Source organism: Paucilactobacillus vaccinostercus DSM 20634 (assembly GCF_001436295.1).
In the GTDB taxonomy this organism is placed as follows: domain Bacteria; phylum Bacillota; class Bacilli; order Lactobacillales; family Lactobacillaceae; genus Paucilactobacillus; species Paucilactobacillus vaccinostercus.
In genome coordinates this window covers 14,718-38,713 of record NZ_AYYY01000030.1, presented here as the reverse complement: position 1 = coordinate 38,713, position 23,996 = coordinate 14,718, and the positions used below count along the sequence as shown (strand labels likewise).

Annotated in this window: 20 protein-coding genes, 1 pseudogene and 1 other annotated feature; of the genes and pseudogenes, 17 read left to right on the top strand and 4 right to left on the bottom strand. The window is 43.3% G+C overall.

The features are described from left to right. Positions 1–28: 28 nt before the first annotated feature. The 4 genes from FC26_RS07515 to alsS all read right to left on the bottom strand — a co-directional run bounded on the left by FC26_RS07515 (position 29) and on the right by alsS (position 5,229). Positions 29–895 carry an ABC transporter permease gene (locus tag FC26_RS07515; protein WP_057779311.1) on the bottom strand — a complete coding sequence of 289 codons (867 nt, stop codon included), beginning with the start codon at positions 893–895 and terminating at the stop codon, positions 29–31. Between the two features lies 1 nt (position 896). Then, the gene (locus FC26_RS07510; RefSeq protein ID WP_057779309.1) at positions 897–1,787 is read right to left on the bottom strand and encodes an ABC transporter ATP-binding protein; all 891 of its coding nucleotides are present in this window, start codon (positions 1,785–1,787) and stop codon (positions 897–899) included. A gap of 239 nt (positions 1,788–2,026) precedes the next feature. Further along, entirely contained in the window at positions 2,027–3,223 is a 1,197-nt protein-coding gene (locus tag FC26_RS07505) for an aminotransferase class I/II-fold pyridoxal phosphate-dependent enzyme (RefSeq protein WP_057779306.1), read from the bottom strand. A 326-nt stretch (positions 3,224–3,549) separates the two neighbouring features. Continuing rightward, positions 3,550–5,229 (bottom strand): acetolactate synthase AlsS, encoded by a 1,680-nt coding sequence (alsS, locus tag FC26_RS07500; protein WP_057779304.1) that lies wholly within the window; start codon positions 5,227–5,229, stop codon positions 3,550–3,552. A 774-nt stretch (positions 5,230–6,003) separates the two neighbouring features. Here alsS and FC26_RS07495 point away from each other — a divergent pair. The 17 genes and pseudogenes from FC26_RS07495 (at position 6,004) to FC26_RS07415 (ending at position 23,970) form a co-directional block, all read left to right on the top strand. Next, the gene (locus FC26_RS07495; protein WP_057779302.1) at positions 6,004–7,284 is read left to right on the top strand and encodes an O-acetylhomoserine aminocarboxypropyltransferase/cysteine synthase family protein; all 1,281 of its coding nucleotides are present in this window, start codon (positions 6,004–6,006) and stop codon (positions 7,282–7,284) included. A gap of 540 nt (positions 7,285–7,824) precedes the next feature. Beyond that, positions 7,825–8,157: pseudogene (locus tag FC26_RS07490) on the top strand (ATP-grasp domain-containing protein); the annotation flags it as partial. Between the two features lie 21 nt (positions 8,158–8,178). Beyond that, on the top strand, positions 8,179–9,489 hold the full coding sequence (locus FC26_RS07485; RefSeq protein WP_083483781.1) for an MmgE/PrpD family protein: 1,311 nt from the start codon (positions 8,179–8,181) through the stop codon (positions 9,487–9,489). A gap of 531 nt (positions 9,490–10,020) precedes the next feature. Next, entirely contained in the window at positions 10,021–10,803 is a 783-nt protein-coding gene (locus FC26_RS07480) for a transporter substrate-binding domain-containing protein (protein WP_057779297.1), read from the top strand. Between the two features lie 22 nt (positions 10,804–10,825). After that, positions 10,826–11,377, top strand: a complete 552-nt coding sequence (locus tag FC26_RS07475) for a GNAT family N-acetyltransferase (protein ID WP_057779295.1) — start codon at positions 10,826–10,828, stop codon at positions 11,375–11,377. Beyond that, positions 11,370–12,161 (top strand): transporter substrate-binding domain-containing protein, encoded by a 792-nt coding sequence (locus FC26_RS07470; RefSeq protein WP_057779293.1) that lies wholly within the window; start codon positions 11,370–11,372, stop codon positions 12,159–12,161. Before FC26_RS07475 ends, FC26_RS07470 begins: the two co-directional genes overlap by 8 nt. Next, positions 12,162–12,905: an amino acid ABC transporter permease gene (locus FC26_RS07465; RefSeq protein ID WP_057779291.1), complete on the top strand. Its 744-nt coding sequence runs from the start codon at positions 12,162–12,164 to the stop codon at positions 12,903–12,905. It begins immediately after the preceding gene. Continuing rightward, positions 12,838–13,593: an amino acid ABC transporter ATP-binding protein gene (locus FC26_RS07460; protein ID WP_057779289.1), complete on the top strand. Its 756-nt coding sequence runs from the start codon at positions 12,838–12,840 to the stop codon at positions 13,591–13,593. The genes FC26_RS07465 and FC26_RS07460 overlap by 68 nt, the downstream gene beginning before the upstream one ends. Before the next feature lie 14 nt (positions 13,594–13,607). Continuing rightward, complete coding sequence (locus FC26_RS07455; RefSeq protein ID WP_083483780.1) at positions 13,608–14,759, top strand: amidohydrolase; 1,152 nt, start codon at positions 13,608–13,610, stop codon at positions 14,757–14,759. Positions 14,760–14,766: 7 nt separating this feature from the next. Continuing rightward, entirely contained in the window at positions 14,767–16,128 is a 1,362-nt protein-coding gene (locus FC26_RS07450) for a class-II fumarase/aspartase family protein (RefSeq protein WP_057779285.1), read from the top strand. A gap of 45 nt (positions 16,129–16,173) precedes the next feature. Beyond that, positions 16,174–16,415: a binding site (T-box leader), on the top strand. Between the two features lie 62 nt (positions 16,416–16,477). Next, entirely contained in the window at positions 16,478–17,569 is a 1,092-nt protein-coding gene (locus FC26_RS07445) for a glutathione S-transferase C-terminal domain-containing protein (protein ID WP_057779283.1), read from the top strand. Positions 17,570–17,622: 53 nt separating this feature from the next. After that, entirely contained in the window at positions 17,623–18,180 is a 558-nt protein-coding gene (locus tag FC26_RS07440) for a GNAT family N-acetyltransferase (RefSeq protein ID WP_162259973.1), read from the top strand. Between the two features lie 25 nt (positions 18,181–18,205). Beyond that, positions 18,206–19,000: a transporter substrate-binding domain-containing protein gene (locus FC26_RS07435; protein WP_057779281.1), complete on the top strand. Its 795-nt coding sequence runs from the start codon at positions 18,206–18,208 to the stop codon at positions 18,998–19,000. A 15-nt stretch (positions 19,001–19,015) separates the two neighbouring features. Beyond that, positions 19,016–19,927, top strand: coding sequence for a DUF1684 domain-containing protein (locus tag FC26_RS07430; RefSeq protein ID WP_057779279.1), 912 nt, complete (start codon positions 19,016–19,018; stop codon positions 19,925–19,927). Between the two features lie 51 nt (positions 19,928–19,978). After that, positions 19,979–20,953, top strand: a complete 975-nt coding sequence (locus FC26_RS07425) for a DUF1684 domain-containing protein (protein ID WP_057779278.1) — start codon at positions 19,979–19,981, stop codon at positions 20,951–20,953. A 76-nt stretch (positions 20,954–21,029) separates the two neighbouring features. After that, on the top strand, positions 21,030–22,211 hold the full coding sequence (gene dgoD / locus FC26_RS07420) for a galactonate dehydratase (protein WP_057779276.1): 1,182 nt from the start codon (positions 21,030–21,032) through the stop codon (positions 22,209–22,211). Between the two features lie 574 nt (positions 22,212–22,785). Then, positions 22,786–23,970, top strand: a complete 1,185-nt coding sequence (locus FC26_RS07415) for a trans-sulfuration enzyme family protein (protein ID WP_057779274.1) — start codon at positions 22,786–22,788, stop codon at positions 23,968–23,970. Positions 23,971–23,996: the final 26 nt, after the last annotated feature.

Genomic DNA, 23,996 nt, shown 5'->3' with positions numbered 1-23,996 from the left:
CTTTCTTGTTAATAATCAATGGAGATAGTTAACTGCGTTGAACGGCCAGAAGTTGGCTACGATGAGCAACGATCCCAATGATAATTGCGAAAATAAAAGAGCATGCACATAAAATTATTGTATCAGTTGTCCACGTAGTTAGCCCGTTAATGTTAATCCCAATCCCCATCGATTTTTCAAAGGTGGTTTGAGCGACAGAATGTCCGTTAAAAGTATCACGTAAAGGTTGTGACAGCAGGATCCGACGATACAGAGATGCGCTATAAGGTGCGGGCGTCCATTCAATCAGGTGCTGAGCGGCTTTAGGCAACATTCCGATGGGCATGTATACTCCAACAAAAAATCCTGCGGCAGTGCCTAACAATGAATGGACTGTACTTAGTGTTGACATTCTGCGAATAAATGACTGAATTAAGACGTTAAAGGATGTCCAAGTGGCAGCGTTCAGTACCATGACGATTAGTAATTGTGGGGTTAGTGACCAGTCAAAACCGAGCTGATCTGTAATGCGAAAGTAGGTGGCTAATCCTAGTAGCATTACGAGTTGCATGATGGTTCCGACAATCATGCCGTTAAAAATATAAGTAGCCTGAATATTTGCAGGGTGAATATCAGTCAACATTAAATCGACTAACCGTCCTTTTTCACGATCCATAACGGCTAGACTCGTTGCGTGACCGGTCGTTGTGATGGCAGTGGTTGCTAAGGTACCACCAATGAGCCAGTTATCGAGTAGTTCGTTTTTATGGGGAATATTGCCCCAGCTTAAACTCATGTTATGTTTTAAAAAGACGATGTAAAGAACAAACGCAATTAAGGCGCCAAGCAGTGAAAAGAGGACCCCACTGCGATCGCCAAAATATAATCGAAGATTTCTTCTTAGTAAACCTAGCATATTATCGAATTTCCTTTCCGGTGAGTGTTAGAAAAATATCATCAACGGTTCCATTTCTAAGTTCAAAGCTACTAATTAACGGTCGAATTAATTTTAGGATGGGAATACTGGCCATTGAATTGGATAGTGCAATGCTTAGGCCTGTTTTTGTTCTGGTAATCGGCAAATCAGCAGGTAAATTTTTGCGAACGAGATCTGGGGTGCTTGTGATTAAAGTAAGTCGTGTCGGCGCGTAAGTAGCTTTTAATTTGGGGATGGTATCGGCGGCAATGACGTGACCATCGTCAATAATGTAGACGAAATCGGCATTTTCAGCTTCTTCAAGGTAGTGAGTTGTCAGGACAATAGTAAGATGCTCATTTTGGCGCAGCCGATTGAGAATTTGCCAGATCATATTTCTCGTCTGAATGTCTAGCCCTGTTGAAGGCTCATCTAAAAAAAGGAGTGCTGGACGGTGTAGGATTGCCCGTGCAATATCTACACGACGTCGTTGCCCGCCAGAAAGCGTTTGGTATTTCTGGTCAGCGACAGTTAATAGCTGAAACTCGTTGAGAACATCTTCGACGCGGTGTGTTGTGATATTTTTGTACATTTTGGCGCGAAAAGTTAAATTTTGGCGAACGGTTAATTGACCATCAAGGACGCTTTCCTGAAAAACAACGCCAATATGACGATGGTAGTTTTGTGCATTGGGAATTTTGGCGTCGAAATTAATATTGCCACTATCGGGGGCAAGTGTGCCAATCAGCATACTAATTGTTGTCGATTTACCCGCACCGTTTGGCCCAAGAAGGGCGATGAATTTACCTGGATCAATTTGTAGACTGATATCTTTTACTGCAATTTTCTTTCCAAAAGATTTCTTTAAGTGATTAGCGCTTAATAGTGCCATGCATGGAACCTCCAGTATGATTAATTTGGAAGTTAGTATAGCAACGACTGATCGGTGTGTCTTGCAAAGGTCAATAAGTGGTGGATATTACCGCACGAGTGGTATTAATTTAAGAATCAAATTTTGGGGAATCAGGACGTGTTGAACCTCTATTTTCACCGCATGAAAAAAGATCTAAGAAAATCACTCGTTTTCTCAGACCTTTTATGGAGATACCTGTTATGTTTCACATGAAACAATTATGCTGGTTTGTTTTCATTGATATAAGCAGTAAGACGCTTCATGGCTTCCTTTAAGTCGTCCATTGAAGCGGCATAGCTCAGACGGATGTAGTGTTCGCCACCGGGACCAAAGCCGCTTCCAGCGATCAAGGCTAATTTATTCTTACGGACGAGGTCGTAACAGAATTCATTGTCATCTTGAATGTAACCGGCAGGGATTTTAGCGAAGACGTAGAAAGCCCCAGAAGGGTTCGCAATTTTGAAGCCGAGCTTAGTCATGGCTTCGACCACGAAGTCTCGACGTTTGATGTATTCGGCCTTCATTTTGAGGGTATCTTGGCGGCCAGCTTCTGTCGAGAGTGCTTCAGCCGCTGCGTACAGTTCGGGATTGGAAGCTGAGGTGACGTTGAATGCGTGGGCCAGGCTGACCCGTTTCATGAGGTCGGCCGGACCAGCAGCGATTCCAATTCGCCATCCCGTCATGGCGTGGGACTTTGAAACACCGTTGATTAACAGTGTTTGTTCAGGTAATTCGCCGGCAAATGAGGCGTGGGGCGCATCGTAGGTTAACTCGGAGTAGATTTCGTCGGAGATAACGATTAGATCGGTTTTACGAACAACGTCCGCGATCGCCTTGACCTGAGCGGCATTGTAAGTAACACCGGTGGGGTTGGAAGGAAAATTCAACAGGATGGCTTTAACCGCGGCCCCATTTTCATCAATGGCGTGTTGCAGTTGTTCTGGTGTTAAAACGAAACCGGAACTTTCAGTATTAATGTAAACCGGTTCGGCCCCATTAATTCGGATCAGTTGATCGTATAGCGAGAACGTTGGGCTAGGCATGAGGACCTTATCACCAGGATTTAAGATAGTATCCAAAAAGCTATGAAGCCCTTCGGTAGCGCCAACAGTCAGTGCAATTTCAGTATCAGGGTTGTAATCCAGATTGTAGCGGTCCTTCAAAAAATCTGCGGCTGCTTGACGGACAACTGGCCAACCGTTCGATGGACCGTAGTGGGACTGGTTAGTCGTAATGGCATTGATGGCGGCCTGCTTGATATGTTCAGGGACGTTAAAATCAGGCTCTCCAAGTGATAGCTTAAGAACGCCGTCAATCTTACTAGCTTCGGCATCGAAGATACGAATGGGATTGGGCTGGAGCCCGTCGTAGTTATGATTGAGATCCTTCAAGAGGCTGGGTTTAGTATTCGGCATGCAAAAAATCCTTCTTTCCAAGTGTTAACCGGCGTGACCGGTGCGTGGTAAAAGCGCTTAACCCCAGTATAAGCATTGCGGTAGTGGTTGGGAATAGAAGTTTGAGAAAATGGTGAGTGTTTTTTAATTTAATTTAAATTTAGTTACCTGTAACGGTGATAGTAGACGTGATACTGACAAATGAAAAATGAGAGAATGTGTACTTTGATGCAAATTTGCCAGCAGTTTGTGGGAGTCACAAGTGATGATGTGACTCAGCATCGACACTAACGAAAAAGTACCGGCGATAATCTTTGACGGATCATGACCGGTACTTTTTGAATGAATTAGAATTGATCGGGTAAGAGTGTTTTACCCAATTCTGGGTTGTGAGAGTAGTCGATCGGAATGTCGACAACGATGGGGCCGCTTGTACTGAAGGCTTGGTCGAGGACGTCTTCAAGCTGATCGGGTGTTTCAACGCGTAAGCCAGTTGCGCCAAAGCTTTCAGCGTACTTCACGTAGTCCACGGGGCCAAAGGTAACGGCGGCATTACGACCGTATTTCATTTCTTCTTGGAACTTCACCATGTCATAGTAGCCATCGTTCCAGATAATGTGGACGGTGTTGAGTCCTAGCCGGACCGCCGTTTCAAGTTCTTGACCGGTAAAGAGGAAGCCGGCGTCACCGGAAACGGAAACGGATTTAGCGTTGGGCCGTAGAAGTGCGGCTGAGATGGACCATGGCAAAGCAACGCCGAGCGTTTGCATACCATTACTGAAAAGTAAGTGGCGTGGTTCGTAGCTCCGGAAGTGACGAGCCATCCAGATGTAGTGGCTACCGACGTCGACGGAAACGGTCATTTTGTTATCGACCCGGGCCTGTAGGGCTTGAATTACGGCCAACGGATGGTTGGTGTTGCCAACACCAGCGGGTGGTGTTTGTTTTTGGTCGGCTTCAATTTCTTCGTGGAGTGTTTGTAGGTAGTGTTGTGACCCCTTTGAAGGTTCGTAACTGCCCAGTTCTTCATCAAGTTGATCCACGGTTGCGGCGATATCACCAATCAGCTCGGTTGTTGGCTGGAAATGCTTATCCAGTTGTGGTGCTTCTGTATCGATGACCGTGATCACGGCATCTTGTTCAGCGTTCCAGTTCCGGGGTTCGTATTCGATAGCGTCATAACCGACCGTGACGACAAGATCGGCGTGCTTCAGAAGTTTATCACCGGGTTGATTCCGGAAGAGACCGACCCGGCCGAAGAAGTAGTTTTGTTCGAGGTCTTCGGAGATGATACCAGCACCCTGAAATGTTTCAACAACCGGAATTTTAGCTGTCTTCACGAGTTTGCGGATTGCGGCGGTCACTTCTGGTGATGAAGCCCGCATTCCGACCAACAAGACGGGGAGCTGAGCCGTTTTGATTCGGCGTACTAGTTCCGCAATTGAAGCTTTATCCGCTGAACCAAGCTTTGGTTCAGCAAGTGGGGCAAGGGCGGGTGAGTCGACGACACTATCATCAACATCTTGTGGAATGCTGACAAATGCGGCGCCTTGCTTGCCTTGCGTGGCCGATTGGAAGGCGTTAGCGATGACTTCGGAGAGATTTTCAGCGTCGCCAACTTCGGCACTGTACTTAGAAATCGTGGAGAAAAGTTCCTTGTTCGCCATGCTTTGGTGGGTTAACCGGAAGAGGTCTTTACGTTGCACCTGACCAGAGATGGCAACCATGGGATCTCCTTCTGCCGTGGCGGTCACGACCGGCGTCGCTAGGTTGCTGGCACCGGGACCAGAAGTCGTGATGACGACACCGGGCTTGCCGGTAATCCGGCCAATTCCGGAGGCCAGAAAACCAGCATTTTGTTCGTGACGAGTCACGATCATTTGTGGTGAATTAGGGTCCTTGGGATGATCTAGGAGGTCAAATAGACGATCAATTTTGGCACCCGGAATTCCAAAGACATATTTAACTTGGTGATTAATGAGACTTTCAACAATGGCATCTGCGCCGTAACGTTTATTTTCTGACATGATGGTTCCCCTTTGATTCAAATGTAATTAAAAATAGAATACCATGTATTTTTCACTTGCCAAGGGGCGAAAATTGCTTGTGAAAAAGTGACAAGTTCACAAATGCCCGTTTGGTAGTAATCGTTGCCAAATAGCGCCATTCAAATAATGCTGAAAAATATTTTTTGCACATTGTGAATTCACAATTACAACGGACGACTTGATTATTTTTCACAAAGTTAAACTTCAGCAACGGAGCGGCGAGAAGTGGATGAAAAGAAAAATTAAAAAATAGCTTGACAATAATTAAAATTAGATTAGAATTGGTTTCAATTCAAACGACAATAATTTCAATGCATCGAGAAGAGTAGCTATTGAAGGCGAAGCAAGAGAGTCCGGGTGGTGTGAAAGGACATCGTCAACGTAGTGAAGATGAGCTCGAATAGTGTGTCGTCAGGTTCACGCTTGGCGAACGGTAGGAACCGTTAACTTCCCAGATATCTGATGGTATCGTTGAGGTGCATTCGTGCACGAACAAGGGTGGTAACACGATCATGCGTCCCTTACCTGTCATAATTGGCGGGTAAGGGACGCTTTTTTATTGGAATTTAGTCAGCCAAAGCGAGTAGGAGCGTGGTAGTGATGAAATTGAAATCTTATGAATATGCTGGAGGATTGGCAGAGATGCAACGGTGTTGTTGCTAATTAATCTGCTCAACCTAAACAATAAACCCAACGAATTTAATTTAAGAATGAAATCAAACACAACGATAATCAAAACGGAGGAATTTAATTATGAGTGAAAACAAAGATTTACATTTCGAAACCTTACAAGTGACGGCTGGCCAAACGGTTGATGAAACTGGTGCACGGGCGGTTCCAATTTACCAAACGACGTCATACGTCTTTAAGGATGCCGCGCAAGCCGCTGGTCGTTTCGCCCTGACGGATGCCGGCAATATTTACACTCGGCTAACCAACCCCACGACTTCTGTATTGGAAGCTCGGGTTGCCGCTCTTGAAAATGGGACTGCCGGTGTGGCCTTGGCAACTGGTTCAGCTGCGATCTCAGCCGCGATTTTGAACATTGCCGATCAAGGGGATGAAATCGTCGCTGCCAGCACTCTGTATGGTGGCACATTCGATCTCTTCAACGTTACTTTGAAAAAGCTGGGCATTACCACCCACTTCGTTGATCCTGACGATCCACAAAACTTTGCCAAAGAGATTAATGACAAGACTAAGGCCCTCTACATTGAAAGCATCGGGAACCCCGGTATTAACCTGATTGATTTTGAGGCCGTGGCTAAGGTCGCACATGATAACGGCTTGATTTTGATCGTCGATAACACCTTTGGCTCACCATACTTGGTACAACCATTGGACCATGGTGCTGACGTGGTCGTTCACTCAGCCACGAAGTTCATCGGTGGCCACGGGACCACAATGGGAGGCGTGATCGTTGAAAACGGTAAGTTCGACTACGCTGCTAGCGGCCGTTACCCTGGCTTTACCACACCGGACCCACAATACAACGGGTTAGTTTGGAATACCTTAAAGGGTGGAGCCTTCACGACCAAGGTTCGTGCACAATCGTTGCGTGACTTGGGTGGGACAATCAGTCCATTCAACTCATTCCTCTTGATTCAAGGTCTCGAAAGCCTATCGCTGCGGGTAGAACGGCACGTGGAAAATACGCGCAAGATTGTCAAATATCTGACTAACCATCCCAAGGTTGCGTGGGTCAATTATCCAGAACTCGAAGGTAGCAAGTATAAGCCATTAGCTGACAAGTACTTCCCCAAGGGGGTTGGTTCGATCTTCACGATTGGTCTAAAAGGTGGCGAAGCAGCTGGTAAGAAGCTGATTGAAAACTTGAACCTGTTCTCACTGTTGGCTAACGTCGGGGATGCGCATTCCTTGATCATCCATCCTGCTTCAACGACACACGCACAACTAAATGAAGAAGAACTGAAATTAACTGGAATCACGCCAGACCTTGTCCGTCTTTCAATCGGGATCGAAAATGCAGATGACTTGATTGATGATTTGGAACAGGCGTTGGGCAAAATCTAAAGCAATTTATTAATATAGTAGAAAAAAGATGGGATCTTTAGTTTTTGACTGGGATTTTTACGGAGAAATCGTGTGAACATGTGTATGATTTCCTGTGTGGGAAAGTTCTGAAAAACAAGTAAACGACTGGAGATCCTTTTGTGTACTCAAAAAAGCGATAAATTTAAGAGAAATTATGATTGTAATTAGTTTAGATGAGTAAATTTGGCACACATTTTGAAGAGAAGTATCGGTTGGTGAAAGACATAATGAGTGCGAGTTGAAGATGGTCTAAATGAAAATAATTGTCGTTGAACATTGGTAAAACGACAACGAGAAGACTTTCGTTACCGAGTCAGGGTATCTCCATTGTGAAATGGTGTACTCATTAAGAGGTAGTTTGTGAGAGCTACTTAAATCAAGGTGGTAACACGAAGGAATCCTTTCGTCCTTGCTCTAAATAATTTAGAGCGGGCGAAGGGATTCTTTAGGTTTAAGTGGGAAAAAGAGTGAATAGAAGTAAAGCTGGAGGAGTAGCATACATGTGTTTTTGAATTAGTTTCGGATGGGTTCCAGTTGTGTCCGGCAGATGAGTGTCAAATTGGACAGGGGCATGAACAGCTCGAAACATCGAGTAAGTTTCAAATTACCACCCCGTTACCGAATCGTCAGCGAGAAGCATATGAATTATTCTTACAACATGCTGGTATCGACGTCGCGGCTGTTGAATGGGTGGAAGATGCGACTGGCAAAACTTACGTGTACGATGTGAACACTAATACTAACTACAACCCAGCGGCCGAAGAAGAAACTAATGTATATGCTCATGAACACTTAGCTGAATTTTTGGGCGATCTATTAAGTGAAAAGTATGGGATTGAATTACCACAGTAAAATTAATGGAGGGGATAAACTATCGCAACAGTAACCAAAACACTCGCAACGCTTTTGCATCAAGCTCAACCTGAAGATTCCGGTGAGCTTTTCCAAATTGCCCGATCAGCCTTAATTGATTATCTAGCCAGCTTGAAACTAGCGGATCGAGAAGTAGCCGTTCAACGCTTGGTTGAACAGCTTAAAATCGAAGGTGGCGACACTGAAATTCTCAGCCAGTCGGTGACAACCACAGCCGAACGGGCCGCACTGATTAATGGGTTTCAGGGACACTATCTCGACTACGATGATGTTCAACCTAACTTTCGTGGGCATCCCAGTGTGACGATTTTTTCAGCATTGTTTGCGATTGCTGCACCGACAGACCAAATTGAAGATCTCCTCTGGGCGTACATTCAGGGTGTCGAGGTGGCCGGCCAATTTGGCCGGTTACTCAATCCGCATCATGCAGTTAGTGGCTGGCATTCAACGGCGACAATCGGGAGTATTGCGTCTGCGGCTGCAATTAGTATTTTTAAACGATTATCGGTTGAAAACACAGTGGCGATTTTGTCTGTCGCAGCTAGTCAGACGGCGGGAATGTTATTCCAAGCTGGCACTGATAATAAACCGTTACATGCAGGACTAGCAGCTCGCAATGCTGTGACTGCTTATCAGATTGTCCAAGCGGGACTTACTACGAGTGAAGATCCATTTAACAACCGCAACGGCTGGTTTAAAGTTATCGGTGACCTCGAGGTTAATGCAACTAATTGGCGCCAAACTTGGTTAAAACCAGCTCAAATCCAAACACCAGGTCTGTGGTTTAAGCAGCACCAATTTTGTTCAGCCGCAATTTCTGGCTATGATGCGGCAGTAGATCTGTGGCAAAAAGGAATTCAGTGGAAAGACTGTCAAAAAATCGTCATTCATTATCCCCAAAATGGTGATCGAGTACTTAATCAACCACGGCCTCAAACTGGACAGCAGGGAAAGTTCTCAATTGAGTATATTGTGTGGCAAGTATTGAACCACGGGGATGTTGATGATCAAAAATTTGCTGCCCTTCCAATTGAGTCACAATTTTATACAGACATCGAAATTTTTTCACGAACCAATGATTTGCCACAGGGATCAGTCACTTCACGACCCGCAAGGTTGGAAGTATTCGTGAATGGGGCGTCGATTGTGTCTGAGGTGGACGATCCGCTGGGGTCACCCGCCAATCCATTGCCGCAAGAAAAAATTATAGATAAGTTACAACGTGCAATAGGAGCGCAAAGTGCGCAAGTAGAAAAAATTGTGCGAAGCACCAATCAAACGGTTTCACAACTAGTTGAGGCCATAAAATAAAAAAATTTTTTAACATGTTAATTCAAATACCAAAACAATGTGATATCAACGTTTGTAGCTTACATTTCGTAAGTTTATTATGAAAATTCACTCATCATAATCTTAAAAACTGTTGACATTTTCTAATTAATACTTAATAATTGCGTAAACAGATTGATACGTTTAGATGAACGCAGAGATGAGTAAATTGTGATACTGCTTTCCAGAGAGTCATCATTTGGTGAGAGATGATAGTAGTTAGCAATCGAAGATGGTCTCATAAGCAGTTCTCATTGCCGAGCGATTTAGTTAGGTGGTGTCGGGTACTCCCGTTACAGAGTTGGGGTTTGAAACTAGTAGTCCTTTTCGACTGCCAGTGAGTACCCGAGAAGGAATAGCTTGTGAGGGTTATTCGAATTAAGGTGGTAACACGGAAGACGCTTCCGTCCTTGTCTAGAAATAGACAGCGACGGGGGCGCCTTTTTTCGTCGAAAATGTGAGTCATCACGGATCAATCTAAATTACATATCAAACATTAAGGGGTTTTGGATAATGAGTAAGAAGCGTTTAGGACTAGGATCAATTATTTTAGGAATTTCAGCAGTGACGGCGTTTTTCGTGCTGGCGCCACAACAAAATGCACAGGCATCCAAAAAGACGGTTACTTTTGGGGCTACTGGAACGAGTTTTCCAACGTCGTTTAAAAAGAATGACAAGTTAACGGGCTTTGACGTGGATGTTGCTAATACGGCGGCTAAGCGGTTGGGATATAAAACTAAATGGGTGACAGCCGATTTTGATGGTCTCTTTGGTTCGATTGATAATGGCAAGATTGATTCAGTGGCTAACGATGTCGCGATTACGAAGCAACGTAGTGATAAGTACCTCTTCACATCGGTCTACAGCTATGATGCAACGGCTGTAGCGGTGCAAAAGGGATCAAAATTTAAGAATCTGAAGGATCTAGAAGGTCATAAAGTCGCAGCAGTGATGGGATCAAACAATATTGATGCACTGAAAAAATATGACAAGAAAATTATTATTAAAACCTATGAATCACGGGATCAGGCTTACTCAGCCCTCAATAGCGGTCATGTTTCCGGCATGGTGAATACCCGACCAATTTTAGAGGCCACAATTAAGGAAAAGGGCCTTGATTGGAAGGTTGTTAAGGGATCGGCTAAGGTGAACAAGATTGCATTACCATTTAAAGACGATGCACATGGAAAAAAATTACAAAAACAATTTACAAAAGAAATCAACAAAATGCGTAAAGACGGTACGTTGACTAAAATTTCTAAGAAATATTACGGCTACGATACAACAAAAGAATAACAATCAAAGAGGGTAATCAGGCATGGCAATTAAACGATTAAATGATCCGGGTGACGCAAAGAAACTAACCGCTCTACTTCATCAAGCATATGCGGCGGATGTTGCATTAGGAATTCATTTTGGAGCAGCAACCATTGAAGAGGCAACGGTTGCGAGTCATATCAAAACGAAACCGACTTTCGTAATTGAAGAGAATGGTGACTTTGTTGCGACGGTGTCCGTAAGACTGCCATGGGCTGATAACCCTGGTCCATTTGCACTCCCTCATCTTGGTTGGGTGGCCACTAATCCGCGTTATCAACACCAGGGGCGGGCCAAACACCTGATCAATTGGGTGATTGAAAATTATATTCAAAAAGAATTACAGGCACCGGCGGTTAGTTTGGGAACGGCACTCGAACATCCTTGGTTGAGTAAAGCGTATGAAAAACTCGGATTTCAAAAAGTAGATGTTGTGAGAAAATTTCCAGATCATCAGACGTTGTACTTGGTCAAAGCGCTAGATGAGAAACAGGTTAAGCAGGTGCAAGATCAGTACCTACAGTCAGTATTGGAGGAATTAGTGAATGACTAGAAGACAAGGATGGACCAAAGTATTTTTCAAACTAACCCTATTTATTGCGGCACTAGCCAGTGTTATCTCATTGGCAAGTCCAGCATTTGCTGCTCAAAAAATACTGAAGGTAGGAACCACCGGTGAAAGTTTTCCAACGTCGTTTAAGAAAGGCGATAAGCTTGTTGGATTCGATGTTGAGATTACCAAATTAGTCGCTAAAAGGCTTGGATATAAGGTTAAGTTTGTGACAAGTGACTTTAGTGGGTTAATGGGTCAGCTTGATAGTGGCAAGGTTGACACGCTCTCACAGAACTTTGCTGTGACAGCAGATCGGAAGAAGAAGTTTACGTATTCGACACCATATAATCACTATGCCACCTCAGTAGCGGTGCTTAAGTCATCAAACTATAAAACATTAAAGAGTTTGGAAGGCAAAACGGTGGGAGCTGTAGTCGCGTCTGAAAATACAACCGCACTTAAGGATTATGATTCAAAAATTAATATTAAAACCTATGATACTCGTGACGAAATGTATCAAGCACTTAATAGTGGGCATGTCGAAGGCGTTGTCAACACGATTCCAGTGCTAAAAGCAACGATTAATCAGAAAAAATTACCATGGCGGGTAGTTAAGGGCCAAGCTTCGGATACACAAGTGGCTTTTCCATTTAAGAAAAATGCACATGGTAAAGCATTACAAAAGAAATTTAACAAGGAACTGAAAGTATTGAAAAAGGACGGTCAGATCAAGAAATTGGCTATTAAATACTTTGGCTATGATACGACAAAGGGGGAGCAATAAATGAATTTCGATTTTTCATACTTTTTAAGTCTATTTGCACAATTAATTCCATACGTTCCAATTACGCTATTGATGGCAGTCGTCTCAATGGTATTGGCGATTGTGTTAGGCATGGTTTTGACATCGTTTGAGCTCACTAAGGTAACCCCATTGCGTTGGTTTGCCCGGTTCTATATTTCACTTTTTCGTGGTATGCCAACCCTAGTGCAACTGTTTATTATCTATTACGGATTACCACAAATTTTTCCAGTTTTTCGTGGTATCCCCGCACTAGTGGCGGCCATCGTCGGACTTGGATTTAAACAGTCATCATACCTTGCAGAAATCTTTCGAGCCGCTATTGGTTCTGTCGATGATGGTCAGATTGAAGCGGGTCAGTCATTAAACATTAAACGCTCGAAGCTATTTTTCCATGTTGTATTACCACAGGCAACTGTGAACGCATTGCCTGCCACGGGAAATACATTTGTCAGTTTGATCAAAGAGACGTCGCTTGCGTTTGCTTTGGGACTAACCGAACTATTTGCGGACGGTAAAATGCTTGCCGGTGATTCGTTTAAGTATTTTGAAACGTATTTAGCCGTCGGGGTAATTTACTGGATTATCATTATTATTTATACATGGCTTCAAAGTATCTTAGAAAATGCGCTACAAAAACCATATAGGAGGGTTGCACATGTCGTTGATCAAAGTGAAAAACCTGTCCGTGAACATCGGACAGAAACCAGTTTTGAAACAAATTAATTTGGAAGTTGAAGAAGGCACAGTAACGGCGTTTGTGGGCCCCAGTGGTTCGGGGAAGACGACACTTTTACGGACGTTAAATTTACTTCAAGAACCTAGTGAAGGTTCTGTCGAGGTCAATGGATCGGTCGCTGAAGCGGGGCACATTAGCAAGCAAGTTATTGCCCAGGTGCGCCAGAATTCTGCGATGGTATTCCAACAATTTAATCTTTTTAAAAATAAAACCGCACTGGAAAACGTAGCTGCTCCATTAATTTTAAATGGTCAATTACCAAAAGCAGCCGCCAGACAACGCGCGCAAGAAGTTTTGGAACAGGTTGGTCTGGGCCAAGTGGCACATCAGTACCCAGTGACACTTTCTGGTGGGCAGCAACAACGGGTATCAATTGCTCGAGCGATTGCCGTCAGGCCGAAGGTAATCTTGCTTGATGAACCAACGTCCGCGCTCGATCCAGAGTTGGTGGAGAGCGTCTTGCAGACGATTGCGGCATTGGCGCGGGAGCATATTACGATGGTGCTGGTCACACATGAAATGGAGTTTGCTCGACAAATTGCGGACCAGGCCGTTTTCATTGAAGACGGCGAAATTTTGGATCAGGGTCCTGCAAAAGAGTTATTATCCGGTGATCAACCCGGTCGAATTAGTACATTTGTAAATTCACTAGAAAAAGTAGAAATCGAAAAATAAGGGAGACGTTAAGCGTGGCAGACGAAGCAACATTTACACAGTTAAAGGATAAAGTGGTTGAGGTTCGGCATTATATTCATCAGCATCCAGAACTATCAGATCAAGAATTTGAAACGACTAAGTATATTACGAACTATCTGACTAAGTTAGGGTATCGAATTATTACGCCTGAAAAGTTAAATACTGGCGTGATTGCGGAAATTGGTCAGGGCAAGCCAGTGGTTGGATTGCGGTCGGATATCGATGCACTCCCGATTAAAGAAGCGACTGGATTACCATACGCATCCGTCAATGATGGAGTGATGCATGCTTGTGGTCATGATTTTCACATCACGTCTCTACTAGGAGCCGCTGAAGTGTTGGCACAGGAAAAGGATTCGTTAAAGGGAACGATTCGATTGGTTTTCCAGCCGGCCGAAGAAACACACGTGGGTGCCCAAGAAGTAGATGCTGCTGGTGGCGCTGACGGGATTGATGCCATTATTGGGTTTCACAATAAGCCTGATTTAGGCGTTGGTGAGATTGGCTTACTCCCCGGTGGATTAATGGCCGCCGTAGATCAATTTAAGGTGACCTTTAAGGGAATTGGAACTCACGCGGCAATGCCACAATTTGGGAAGGATCCCATTATCGCACTGTCAGGAACGGTAAATGCTATTCAAACTATTGTGAGCCGCAATGAAAATCCTCAAAAAACAGCGGTTGTTTCAATTACCCATATTGAAGGTGGTTCCACGTGGAACGTTTTACCCGAAGAAGCTTGGTTTGAAGGAACCGTCCGGACTTTTGATGGTGAAGCACGTAAAACCGCCAAGAAACGATTTTATGAAATTGTGAATGGTCAGGCAGCTTCGTACGGTGTTGATGTTGAAATTGAATGGATCGAAGGCCCCGATGTTGTCGATAATGATCCGCAACTGACTAAATGGGTGGTTGATGAAACAAGTAAGCATTTGACGGTTGTTAAACCAGAACCATCAAATGCCGGGGAAGATTTTGCCTACTTTAGTCAGAAGATACCAAGTGTGTTTGCTTTTGTAGGGAGTCATGGTAATTCGGATTGGCACCATTCAGACTTACGGTTAGACGATGAAGGGTTAATTCCAGGTGTTAAGTGGTATTACTACAATGCAAAACGGTTGTTGGCAGAATTAGGCAAGGAGTAATAGTGTAATGGCAAGTGTACTTGATTCACAATTAATGCAGGGTAATTTTAGTACCCCTGCGATTCGTGAAATTTGGAGCGACGAAAATAAAATTAAGGCGCAATTAGCTGTTGAAGGGACTTTATCAAAGGTTGAGGGAGAACTGGGTGTGATTCCCAAGGAAGCTGGCGATAAAATTGCATCGATTGCGGATATTAAGAATTTTGACTTGGATGCGATTGTAAAAGAAAGTGCGGAAAAGATGCATTCTTTGATCGCGCTAATTCATACTTTGCAAACTTTGGCAGGTGAAGAATCCGGCGAGTACGTCCATTTTGGCGCCACGACACAAGACATTGTGGATACCGGTATTATGTTGCAAACTAAGCAAGCGTTTGATGTGCTCTATAAACATAGTGAGGCATTGATTGCGGCGCTGACGAAACAAACCGAAAAGTATCGTAATACGCCGATGATTGGTCGAACCCATGGTATTCAGGCGATTCCGATTACCTTTGGATTTAAGTTGGCGGTCTGGCTGGATGAAGCTCTGCGAAGCCAAGAACGTCTAAACGAACTCATTAATCACCAAGTGTTCGTCGGGAGTATTAGTGGTGCAGTTGGGACGTATGCCGCTTTTAACGGGTATGGTCCTGAAATTGAAAAGCGGGTTCTTAAGGCCCTAGATTTGAACGTTCCTAATATTTCATGGCAGTCATCGCGCGACCGGTTTTCTGAAATTGCCTCTGTTTTGGGAATTTATTCGGGGACGCTGGGTAAAATTGGGCACGAATTATTCAATTTGATGAAAACTGAGGTAAATGAGGTTACCGAGCCTTTCAAAAAAGGAGAAATTGGATCATCAACGATGCCGCAGAAGCGGAACCCGGCACTTCTGGAAGGCTTGGCTAGTTTAACTCAGCCGGTATTTAGCAATGTGGCCTTAATTCATCAGTCAATGTTATTTGACGGTGAACGGGATGCAATTCACTGGCGGAGTGAGTGGGTTGCTCTGCCGCAAATCACGAATTATTTGGATGCACAATTGGTGAATGCGACCCATATTATTAATGACTTCAATGTAAATGAAGCGCAAATGAAGCATAATATTGAGCTCCAGGGTGGACTACCATTTGCGGAAAAGATCATGTTTGAATTGGGCACGGTAATTGGCAAACAAACAGCCCATGAGTTGGTCTACGAAAGTGCCATGACCGCTATCGAACAGCACGTAGACTTTTTAGAGTTGATTTATCAGCGATCCGAGGTAAGTGATCACTTTAGTCGTGACGAGCTGAAATCATGGACGAATGCTGAAAATGATTTAGGGAATATTTCAGAACGCATTGATTTAGTCTTGGCACATGCTAAAAGTTTAAAAAACGGTTGATTTTTAAATAACTAAAAGTTATAATCATTTTCAATTAAATAGATTTTGAACGTTGAAATGAGTAGTTGGGGAGTTATCTTCAGAGAACTATCGGGTGGTGTGAGATAGTGATAATGAATTGACGAATATGGTTTCAATTTTAGTTCTCATTACTAAACATTTGTGAGGTAATGACGGTTATCACCGTTACATGATCAGGGTATTGAAGTTGAGTACCTGGTAAGGAGTAATCTGTGAAGGTTATTCAAATTAAGGTGGTAACGCGGAAAAGCACTTTCGTCCTTTGTTTATAAAAACAGGGGCGAAGGTGCTTTTTTGACTCTTAAAATTAATAAGGGAGTGTCGTGTTATGGCTGTAAGGGAAACAAGTTTGCAAGAAGAATTGGCAAAGGTCGATGTAGTTGAAGAAATGTGTGCTTGCCCAATTGATTTTTCAAAGAGCCGAGTTGCTAATCCGCGTCAGGGCGTCACGCAAAAGGAATATAGCGGTGTCGCTACCTCTAATTTTAATGTTCGTCAAAAATTCGAAAAAACACAAGCACCGCAGTTTACCAAGAAGTTTACGGACGGCACCTTACCCGTTGAGCCCGGTCGCTATCGGTTGATTTGGTCCCGGCACTGTCCTTGGGCCAACCGAATTGCGATCGCAATCGATTTGCTGGGATTGGATAAGGTAATTTCAAAGGGTGTTGTCGATCCGCTTCGACCAGCGGGAGTTGTTGGGGATTGGTTCTTTACTCTTGATGATGGAGATGTTGATCCCATACTGAAGACTAAGTCACTTAGTGAAAGCTATCGTAAGGCTGATCCGAATTATGAATTAAGAACGACCGTGCCGGCTCTGGTTGATATCCAGACTGGTGAAGTTGTCAATAATGATTACAATGTTCTAATTAATGAATTATCTTTAGCATGGCAGAAATATCAATCAAAAGATGCGCCAGATTTGTATCCTAAGGATTTACAAGAAGATATTGATGTTTTAAATCAAATTTTATTTGCAGATGTTAACACTGCTGTGAATGAAGCTGGTCAGGCCCGTTCACAAGCGTATTATGAAAAATATTATAATCAAGTGTTTGACCGTTTGGATTGGTTAGAAGATCGATTGAGTCATCAACGCTATTTATTTGGTAACCAAATTACCGATACCGATATTCGTTTGTATGTGACGTTAGCCCGGTTTGACCTAGTTTTCTATCAGAAATACTACGTCAATAAAAAGCGTCTAGTGGACTATCCGAATCTTTGGAATTATACAAAAGATTTATACAGCATTCCGGCATTTGGTAATAATACTGATTTTGATTCAATGAAGAAACGTTTTTTCCAAGTTGATCACACGCCATTTGAAGATCTACCGCGAATCATTCCTGCTGGTCCAGATTTAGCTATTTGGACGTCACCGAATGATCGGGACAGATTTGAAAGTCGACACTAGGTAGCTTGTAAATTGATCGAGTTTGAATGCGGCAATGTCGGGAGGAATCTAACGTGCAAATCAAAAAAATTGAGAATATTGAAATGGTTACTCAGTTAACTGCTTTGCTTCATCAAGCCTATGAGGCGGATATAAAATTAGGAATTCATTTTGCGGCATCTTCGGTGACTGAAAGAGATGTTTTAAAACATATTTTAAGTACGCCGACATTTATTCTTCAGGATGAGAGTGGTGTGATTGTTGCAACGACCTCGGTCAGACTACCGTGGTCCGACAATCCTGGTCCATTCGGATTGCCGCATCTGGGCTGGGTCGCTACAAATCCGAATTATCAAAAACAAGGTTTTGCAAAGCAGATAATTGATTGGGTGATTAATAATTATGTTAAACCGGAACTTCAGACTCCGGCCGTTACTATCGGAACAGCTTTTGATCATCCATGGCTGTCATCATTTTATCAATCAATTGGGTTTGAAACGATTGATATTGTACAGAAACCGAATGGACCTAAGGCAATTTTTTTTATTTCAATTTTTGATGAACAACGGACACAATCAATGAACAACACCTACTTAAATCGAGTTTTATCTGGCCAAAATAGGATTTATTAGCTGAATTACGAGGAGGAAGAAGTGTATGAAGAAAACGTTAAGCGGCATTGTTGGTAGCATTATTATCATTGGATTTGTTTTTCTGGGAGTCACACAATTGTGGGGGACAACTGCAAGTGCCAATTCAAGTAAAAAAACGATCACGATTGGGACTACCGGAACGAGTTTTCCGACATCGTATAAAAAAGGTAACAAGCTAGTTGGGTTTGATGTTGAGTTGATTAATAAAGCCGCTAAAGACTTAGGCTACAAGCCCAAGTGGGTGACGGGTGAATACGATGGATTGCTTGCAGATCTTGATGGAGGCAAGGTGGACACGGTCGCTAATGATGTCGCCATTACGCCTGCCAGATCAAAGAAATACACATTCAGTACACCATATAACGTTGAGGAAACAGCAATTGCGGTAAACAAAAGTTCAAAGTATAAGACAATTCATGACCTAGATGGGAAAACAGTTTCAACGGGTGCAGCTTCTAATAATACAGATAATTTAAAGAAATATGACCCAAAGATTAAGCTCAGAACGTTTGATGCCCGCGATCAATTTTATGAAGCTTTGTTGGCTGGCCATGTTGATGGGACCGTTGATACTAGGAATAACTTAAAGGCGATTATTAAAGCGAAAGGATATAACTGGAGAGTGGTTAGTGGAACTGCAGCGACTGTTAAAATTGCATTGCCATTTGCGAAGAATGCGCACGGTAAAAAGTTAAATAAGCAGTTCAGCAAAGAAATCAAAAAACTAAAGCAGAATGGTACTGTTAGCAAATTATCAAAGCAGTACTTTGGCTATGACGTGACAAAAGATGATAAATAATGGAGATGCGGCATAATGACAGACTATCAAAAATTAACGACATTAAATCAGCAAGGATACCAAACACATTGGGCGCAATGGCATACCAAAAGGGAGAGAGCTTTAAAAGCACCGTATGGCTGGCTCTCACTAAGAAGTATCGATTGGCTTGAAGATGGTAAGACAATCCAACTAAATGGGTTTCCGGGCTCTTGGTCGCAAAATAAGAATACGGTAACGTATTATCCTGAGCCGGACAAAAAAGTGACTAATCGGGGAGTAATACTTACAGAGCCAAAGGAAATTGTCGTTGAGAATGCAGAAGATGTGAATGTTGAGGACTTTGACTTTGAGGGTGTGCGCGCGCAGCTTATCAAACGGTTAGGATCTGATAAAAAATTTGCGGTACGGCAACGCGATCCGCAGTCAAAATTCCGTCAAGATTTTACTGGTGTACCGGTTTTTGAACCAACTCAAAAGTGGGTACTGCCTGCGAAGTATGTGCCACTCAGTGAATGGAAGAATGTTCAGACGGCTGCTGTGCTTGAAGGATTATCACATAATGAAACCCAAATTGGTAATTTAGTTTTTGAATATGATGGACATGAGTATAGCTTCGTTGTCTTTCAGGGACATAATGACGATTCAGGCTTGATTGAGACTGATCGGGTAACTGGTAAAACACGGTATTTAAATAATCGCCAGAACAGGGAGAACGTCGGATTGATTTTATTTAAGGATCAAACCAATGGTAACGAGACATACGGTGGTGGTCGTCGGTTGAAAATTGATATTTCAGATACCAATAAATTGGATTATGTAGATTTTAATAGTGCCGCCAATTATCCATGCGCACTTAGTTATTTTTGTACTTGCCCATTTCCACCCGAGCAAAATATATTACCATTTAAATTAACGGCTGGTGAGAAAACGCCAAATGTCTATTAGCTAAGCACAGATTATTATGAGTAAAATACGAATAATGAATGGAGAAAAAATATGACAAAATACGAACAAGTTCCTACAACAGTAGATCATGTCTTCGGTGGTGTTCCAATTGCTAAGCCTCTGTCATTTCGTGAAATCCAAAATTTAACAGAAGAAGAATACGAACAAAGATGGCATCAGTGGCATCAGGGACGAGAAGCTAAACTAAGTTCAGAGTATGGGTGGCTTTCTCTACGAAGCATTGATTGGCTCAAAGAAGGCGAGTCCAAGACCATTGGTGGATTTCCAGGTCAGTGGCGTCAAGATGGAAATACGGTGACGTATTTTCCGGAAGCGGGCAAGGATGTTAGCAATCGAGGAAAGGTTATTAAAGAACCTAAAGAAATTACTGTTGGTACGGTCGCAGATGTCAATGTTGAGGACTTTGATTATCAGGGTGTGCGTGCTCAATTAATTAAGAGAATTGGAAGCGACGACCGTAAGTTTGCGATTCGTCAACGTGATCCTCAATCTGATACTAGGCGTCATTTTGAAGAAGCAAAGCACTTTAAGCCTAGTAAAAATTGGGTTCTACCAGCACGCTATATTCCGTTGGAACATTGGGAAAGCGTGACAACCGAAGCTGTATTATCTGATTTATCACACAAAGAAACGGCAATCGGTAATCTTTACTTTACCTACCAAGATCAAGAGTACAAATTAATTGTTTTTCAAGGACACAATGATGATTCGGGTTGGACAAAAAAAGATCCGGAAACTAATCAAATAGTTTATTTAGATAATCGACAAGAAACTGAGGGAACGGGCAACATCTTATTCAAAGATGTAACCTCAGCTAAAGAGACATATGGTGGTGGAAGAGCGTTAGCATTTGATATATCTCATCCGAGCGAAGTTGATTATATTGATTTCAATACTGCTAGTAATTTACCCTGCTTCTTTACGGAATTCTGCACTTGTCCAGTATCTCCAAACGAAAACAAACTACCTTTTGCAATTAGAGCGGGTGAAACCAGTGAGCATTAATTGAATTTATGAAAGACGAACCATTTGCTAAAAAATCTCACAAATGAATCTGATATGAAGTAGGGAGCATTATAACGTGAAAATCACAAACGTAAAAACAATTTTGGCCAATCGATACTTATTTGTTCAGGTGGAAACCGATGAAGGACTGATCGGTGTGGGCGAATGTGGCACCTGGGGATTCCTAGATGCTGCGGCAGGTGCGGTAGAAGCCTTGAAAACGTACCTGATTGGTCAGAATCCTCTCCGAATTGAACATCATTGGCAGTATATGTATCGTTGCTGGCATTTTCGTGGTGCGGCCATCATGGGGGCCATTAGCGCCATTGATATTGCATTATGGGATATTGCAGGTAAATATTACGGTGCACCAGTATACGATTTAATTGGCGGCAAAACGCGCAATAAGGCGCGCGTTTACTATCATGTTGGCGGTAAAACAACTGAAGAAGTCGTTGCCAATTTGAAAGATGCAAAGGCAAAGGGATTTAATGCAGTCGGGCACCTATCACCGTTTTTAGATCAATCACGAGATGATCCGTATCACACAACCCAGGCCCGTGAAATTGGAGAGGCCATCGAACGTGTTGCGGCATTTCGAAATGCGGTGGGAAATGATGTAGATCTTTGCATTGAATTACATCGCCGGCTAAAGCCAGCCGATGCAGTAGCCTTTTGTCGGGGAATTGAGCAGTATTTGCCCTACTTCGTTGAAGATCCTATTAAGCCAGATAACTTTGATACGATGGCTTTTGTGGCAGACAAAACGACGGTCCCTATTGCGACCGGTGAGCGACTGAACACACCCCAAGAATTTGCGATGTTGATTAAACGCAATGCAGTACAGTATGTGCGTCCGGATGTATGCGCATGTGGCGGTATTACTGGAGCCAAGAAGATTGCGGCAATTGCGGAAGCAAACGATGTAGACGTTGTACCGCATAATCCACTTAGCCCAGTTTCAACGGCTGCGTGCTTGCAAATCGCGGTTAGCATTCCCAACTTTGCTTTGCTGGAATATCCGGGTGATAGTCAACCAGCATTATCAGAGAAATTTGGGCAAACGGGTGTTGAACGGGGTGTCCTGAAGCAGGATATGGTGAAGAAGACGTTTGAATGTCACGATGGCTTTATGGAAATTCCAACACGCAATGGAATTGGTATTGAACTAGTTGAAAATGTCGCAGAAAAGTATCCCTATCATATTCGACCAGTGAAGACGCGGTTGAGCATTGATGGATCGGTAGTTGATCAGTAGAAAATGTTAACAGTAATAGAGCCAGCGAATTAGTCTTGAACAGGGTATTAAATAAACTATTAGCGCATCCTCATTATTGAATGGGGATGCATTTTCAATAGTTTGACAGCCTGAATAAGTACTAAAAACAGTCAACTAAACGTGGACTTATGAAGATCTCGTGAGGTACATTCTCATCAAATTCTAAAAAATCATTGACATTATCTCATGAATGGGCAATAATAACTTACATTGAATATAGTTAGTGAATGCAAAGATGAGTAGGTTACGAGCTGATTCCAGAGAATCGTCACGTGGTGGAAGGCGATATCGGCAACTGATTGAAGATGGTCTTAGATGCAGTTCTCATCACCGAGCGTAAGTTAAGTGATGGCGGGGACTCCCGTTACAGAGTTAGGGTATGACCGTACTTGAACTGATGTTAAGTACCCGAAGAGGAGCAATTCGTGAGGGTTGCTTAAACTAAGGTGGTAACACGGAAAAAACACTTCCGTCCTTTATCTATTGATGAAATAGATTAGGACAGAAGTGTTTTTTATTTGCACGAGTTAACGAGATAATGGAGGGGCTTAACATGACAGGATTTAATACACGACTTATTCACGGACAAAATATCAATGACAACCAGACTGGGGCGGTTAACGTCCCAGTCTACCAATCATCAACGTATGCCTACCCGGATATTAATGGCAAGGTTCGTTGGGACTATTCCCGGTCTGGTAATCCGACCCGCGAGTACTTAGAAAAACAAATTGCGACACTCGAACATGGTGCTAATGGATTTGCGTTTGCTTCTGGGATGGCCGCCATTCACGCGGCGCTCGCCATTTTCAAAGAAGGGGATCACATCTTAATTGGTGATCAAATCTATGGTGGCACATACCGACTGATTAATGACTACTTCCAAGCACGAGGCATTACGTTTACGTCAGTCAATACCCAGGATTTGGAGGCGGTGAAAGCAGCCATTCAACCAAACACGAAGGCCATCTACTTTGAACCTGTCACAAACCCCCTTTTGCAAGTTACCAGTGTACGGGCGATTGCGGCAGTGGCGAAGGCACATGACTTTTTGACGATTGTCGACAATACTTTTCTGACACCATACCTGCAACAGCCCCTTGATTTAGGTGCTGACATCGTGGTTCATTCGGCTACAAAGTATCTGGGTGGGCACTCCGATGTGATTGCCGGCTTGGTGGTCACGAAGACGAAAGCGTTGGGAAAACGGATCTACTTCATTCAAAATGCACTTGGCGGTGTTTTATCACCAGAAAATGCCAACTTGGTACGACGGGGCATTCAAACCTTGTCAGTTCGGATGGATCGGCAACAGGAAAATGCGCGTCAGTTGATTGACTACCTTGCGAGTCGCGATGAGGTAGCGACCATTCACTACCCTGGTATTGCAGGGTCACGGGATCATGAAATTGCTGCAGAAGAGTGCGATGGCTTTGGTGGCGTCTTCTCCTTTGAATTACAAGATGACGTGGATGCACCAGCCTTTGTAAATAGTCTGCAATTAATTCGGCTAGCTGTCAGTTTGGGAGCCGTCGAAAGCCTAGCTGAACTGCCTTATGAAATGAGCCATGCGGAGTTGCCACCAGAAGAACGCTTGGCGGCTGGCATTACGCCCCAACTAATTCGGATTTCGGTGGGCATTGAAGATGCAGCGGACTTAATTAGCGATTTAAACCAAGCTTTGGCAACCGCTACCCGGCGTCAGAACGTTCATATTTTAAAACGGAGCATTGGATAATAAATAAGTTTCTACTATTATATAAC